Source organism: Desmonostoc vinosum, assembly GCF_059505385.1.
Genome location: NZ_JCACKM010000302.1, coordinates 1 through 3747, shown reverse-complemented (window position 1 = coordinate 3747; position 3747 = coordinate 1). Strand labels below are relative to the sequence as shown.

Below are 3747 nucleotides of genomic sequence, written 5' to 3'. Positions count from 1 at the left end.
CGTTCCGTTAGTTTTGTCTAGTTATGAGTAGAAATTACCGAACAGTAGAATACCCTGAAACTCGCTGAATATGCTGATGGGTAGGCTAATCAGCACAGCGATCGCAACTATACCCAGCAGCATCTCCCACCGCCAAGATAACCTCCTCTCGGAAAACAAACGATTCCATGTCAATTCCTTAGCCAGAGGATTGGCAACAATCACAGGCAGCCAACTCTTACCGGGTTCAAATTTCTGTTGTAACTGCTGCCTTGCTGCATTCATTGATGCAAATAAAGAGCAATCTTTAACAAAAGCTGCTAGAAAATGCCTTAATAATTCTCTGGCGACAGAAGATTCAACCATTTCGCGCATGACAATACAGTAAGGCAAAGATAGCTCAGTTAGCTGGTTTGCCAACCCTAAACCATCACAAGAATTGAAAATTGCTAATTGCAACTTCCTCTCAATTGCCTCTGCAAGTAAATCCTTCAGTTCCCTAATTTCGATAATTCCTTGTGCGCCGTCGGCTGGGTTGATTTGAATGCGTCCAATTCGTCCGTCGCGATCGCTTTCACTATGCCCTGCAAAAAAGAAAATGTGCCAGCCTTGAGCATCTTTTAACTTTTGTTCTAATTCTTGCCGCGTAGGTTGTCTGAGGATGTGGGGTTCTCCACCATGCTGTCTGAGACTTTTGATAAAATCTTCTTCTTCAGCAAACCCAAGCTTTTCGTCACCAAACACCACGAGTATGCGTGCAGTCGCTTTCAGTTGTGGTGTTTGCTTTTGAATCAGCCGCTTGAAATTTGTGGCACTGATGGCGACTTCTACACCTTTACTAGTATACCCTGCCAAGGTATCCCATTCTTGCCAAGGAAGTCCCCGTAGTTGTCGGTCTTCTGTCTGGACAATAATCTGGACTTCATCTTTTTGGGTAATCTTCTCCCTGAATTTTTCCAAAACCCGACTGACACGCGGATCGGGTTGTCCACTCTCATCAATCCAGCCATCGCTACCTAACCATTTATTTAATTCAGTTTTCAAAGAATTAGCGAGTTCTGTGAGATTGATCACACCTGAGATCAGATTGTCTCGGTTTCTGGCAACCTTACGATTACCTTGAAGACCAATATAATACTGCCATTGTTTAAACTTATCTTCAAGAGGTTTTGGCACAGGAGAAAGAAATGAAACAAGTTCTTCTATTTGTCCTTGTTGATCAGATACAGCAAGGGTGACAGGTAGAACTTCAGACTGGTTTAGTTGTACTCGTCCGCCAATTTTAAAGGAGATTTGAAAAGCCATTGCAACTTTTTTTAGGCAATGAAATATTCTCTCATGAAGGTTTCTCCTAACCGCAATTCTACCCAGAACTTTTCACCTGAGGAAAATTCCAAAGGAATAGAAATGAGATTAGCGGCCTCGTTTACTGTTTCGGTATAAATCTCAGATTCATCGGGTACACTTACCTGCATTCCTCTGGGCAAAGAACCACTTTCACTTTTAACATTAACTCTGACAAAAATTAATTCATTGTTACCTTGGGAAACAGAAAGTTGCATTTCAAATACTTGCTCTGCCAGTTGTAGCTTTTTCTTACAGGTGGCAGTTTTTAAATCCCGCGTTGAGGGTTCCCAGTCCGCCTCATAAACATTATTCAACCAATTTCTTAAGTAAATAATTTTTTTTTCTGCAAATTCTTGCGTGAGTGTTAAGTAATCAATGAGGTCATCCATAGACTGTAAATCTGACATCGACATTTCTGCATCTGTAGTTTCGCAATGAGAAGCAGGCAAAAAACCAATCAGTGTTGCTGATTTTTCAGAACTAGCGATTTCTACAAATAAATAGCCCAAGGGATTACTCAAATTCTTGTTTAGTAAAAAAAAATACTTTTGCTTAGTATTAATTACGCAACATTCTAAATTGCCTAGCCCAACAATTTCTAGCTCGTTTGCCTCGTTCCATAAGCGCTTGGCTGCATTCCATCTTTCGGGTTTAGCAAGATTAGTCTCGAAATTGAGCATCCGAAAATACGCATCAGCAACCAGTACAGCTAGAGTATTGAGATAAATTCTTTGTTGAGTATCTTCAGTGAAGTACTGCGACGCATAAGCCTTGGCTTGTCTGCGAAACAATTCAGTCAGTGGAAATGAAATTGCCAGTTCTAGTAAGACATTTATTTTATCGCTCATAACTATCTTCTCCAAATAGCCTTTGATTTGTGTCTAACCACTCTCGCATTAAGGATTCACATTTTCTACACCAATGAGATGTAATTGCACCGCGTTTTGAGCCAATTTCCAGAGAAATTTCCTGCCATTCCTTGCCGATGATAAGTCTCAAGTGAGCAAGCAATTGACAGTTAGCTTGTGGGTTATTTTCAATGTGGCAAGCTTTAAGAAGATTATCAGGATCATCTTTGATCCATTGGATAAAAGATTCCCAAGTCGCAAGTAGTAGGTTAGCATCTACACCAGAAGCAACTTGATCTAAAGGATCGAGTTCAGCCTCATCATTTTGCCATACAGATTGTCTGTGAGAGCGATCGCGTTGAGCGGCGCGAATTTCATCTGTGTACTGATGACGAAGGCTGACATTAAACCAAGTCAAGAATGAACCTCGACTTGGATCGTATTTCTCGCAGAGTGTTTTTGTTAATTTAAACATGGTTTTGGATAAAGCCTCTTCATAGAGAACCTCTTCATCAATATCTCCGGCTGGTGGTTTCCAAATACGTCCCGATTTCTGAACAGCTCGAAGCAGAGAATTTATCGCTTTACGATGCTGTCGGCTGGTTGGTAAATGCTTGCAAGCCTCTTGAATAAGTGATTGTACGTAGAGATTTAGCTCGTTGTCCATTGATTAATGACATTGTTTAAGTAGTGTCATCAAGCATACGATAATCCCCGCTATTATTTATACGAAGAATGATGAGATTATGCTGCAAAAATTTAAAGGGGATGAAAAGAAGTTTGAAAAGTATTAGGCGAATAGAATTCGCTACTACACAAACAAAGTCCACCTACGTGGACTAATTCAAAATCAAGGTTTTTTAACCCGCGCAGGCGGGTTTTGTCTGTGTAGCCAAGCCACTGCGTTGGGCGGGTTCCCCGACTTGAAGCAAGTGGCGCGCGATTTCTAATCGCCGGGATACAAGAAAATTGACTTTTCAAACATACTCTAAGATAGATGAAGCAACGATAAATAACTTCTTAAAAAAGTCGGGGATCTTTTTGTTTATTCTAAATAATTGGTAAATAAAATAGCCCCTCAAGAAATTTGAGGAGCTAGATAGCAGCATTGAACATCGTTTTAGCTGAAATTAAACTAGTAGCTTAGGCAACTAATTAAACGCCAGTCAGTATCAAAACTCAAGTTGATTAGTGAAGTGAAATGAAATACAACTAGGGAATTAATCATACTGACAAAACCTAATTTACTAGTGTCGCTAAATACATAAAAATCTTTCATGTAAAAAGAAATTACCTAACAGATAAAAACACTTGTTTCCAATCTCCTATTCCCTATTTCTTATTCCCAAGATAAACCTGAATCGGGAAGAACTAGGGAAGATAAAATAAAGTTTCCAGTTGACATCGCTAGTCTTTTCTGGTTCTTCGGTTACTTTTATGGAGAATTAATACTAAAGTGCCAGTTTAATAAACTGCGTAATCGAAAATTGCTAAAGTTACGAAAGCCATATCCAAGTCTCTTAGAGGCTGTTTGAAAAGTCAGGTAGTTTGTAAAAAAACTCTCTCAGTGTAA

General features: G+C 39.6%; 3 protein-coding genes. All 3 read right to left on the bottom strand.

All coding sequences use genetic code 11. The annotated features are described in order from the left end of the window. Window positions 1-21 precede the first annotated feature (21 nt). Genes AC5JMF_RS31250 through AC5JMF_RS31240 form a run of 3 tightly spaced genes read right to left on the bottom strand, consistent with a single transcriptional unit; the run spans window position 22 to window position 2841 of the window. On the bottom strand, window positions 22-1284 hold the full coding sequence (locus tag AC5JMF_RS31250; protein ID WP_495799594.1) for a CHAT domain-containing protein: 1263 nt from the start codon (window positions 1282-1284) through the stop codon (window positions 22-24). Between the two features lie 11 nt (window positions 1285-1295). Continuing rightward, the gene (locus tag AC5JMF_RS31245) at window positions 1296-2174 is read right to left on the bottom strand and encodes a DUF1822 family protein (RefSeq protein WP_495799593.1); all 879 of its coding nucleotides are present in this window, start codon (window positions 2172-2174) and stop codon (window positions 1296-1298) included. After that, window positions 2164-2841 carry a sigma-70 family RNA polymerase sigma factor gene (locus AC5JMF_RS31240; RefSeq protein ID WP_495799592.1) on the bottom strand — a complete coding sequence of 226 codons (678 nt, stop codon included), beginning with the start codon at window positions 2839-2841 and terminating at the stop codon, window positions 2164-2166. The genes AC5JMF_RS31245 and AC5JMF_RS31240 overlap by 11 nt, the downstream gene beginning before the upstream one ends. Window positions 2842-3747: the final 906 nt, after the last annotated feature.

What these genes read in the sequence shown, in the direction of transcription:
- AC5JMF_RS31240 (WP_495799592.1), bottom strand. Translation starts at nt 2,841, where the DNA reads ATGGACAACGAGCTAAATCTCTACGTACAATCACTTATTCAAGAGGCT.
- AC5JMF_RS31245 (WP_495799593.1), bottom strand. Translation starts at nt 2,174, where the DNA reads ATGAGCGATAAAATAAATGTCTTACTAGAACTGGCAATTTCATTTCCA.
- AC5JMF_RS31250 (WP_495799594.1), bottom strand. Translation starts at nt 1,284, where the DNA reads ATGGCTTTTCAAATCTCCTTTAAAATTGGCGGACGAGTACAACTAAAC.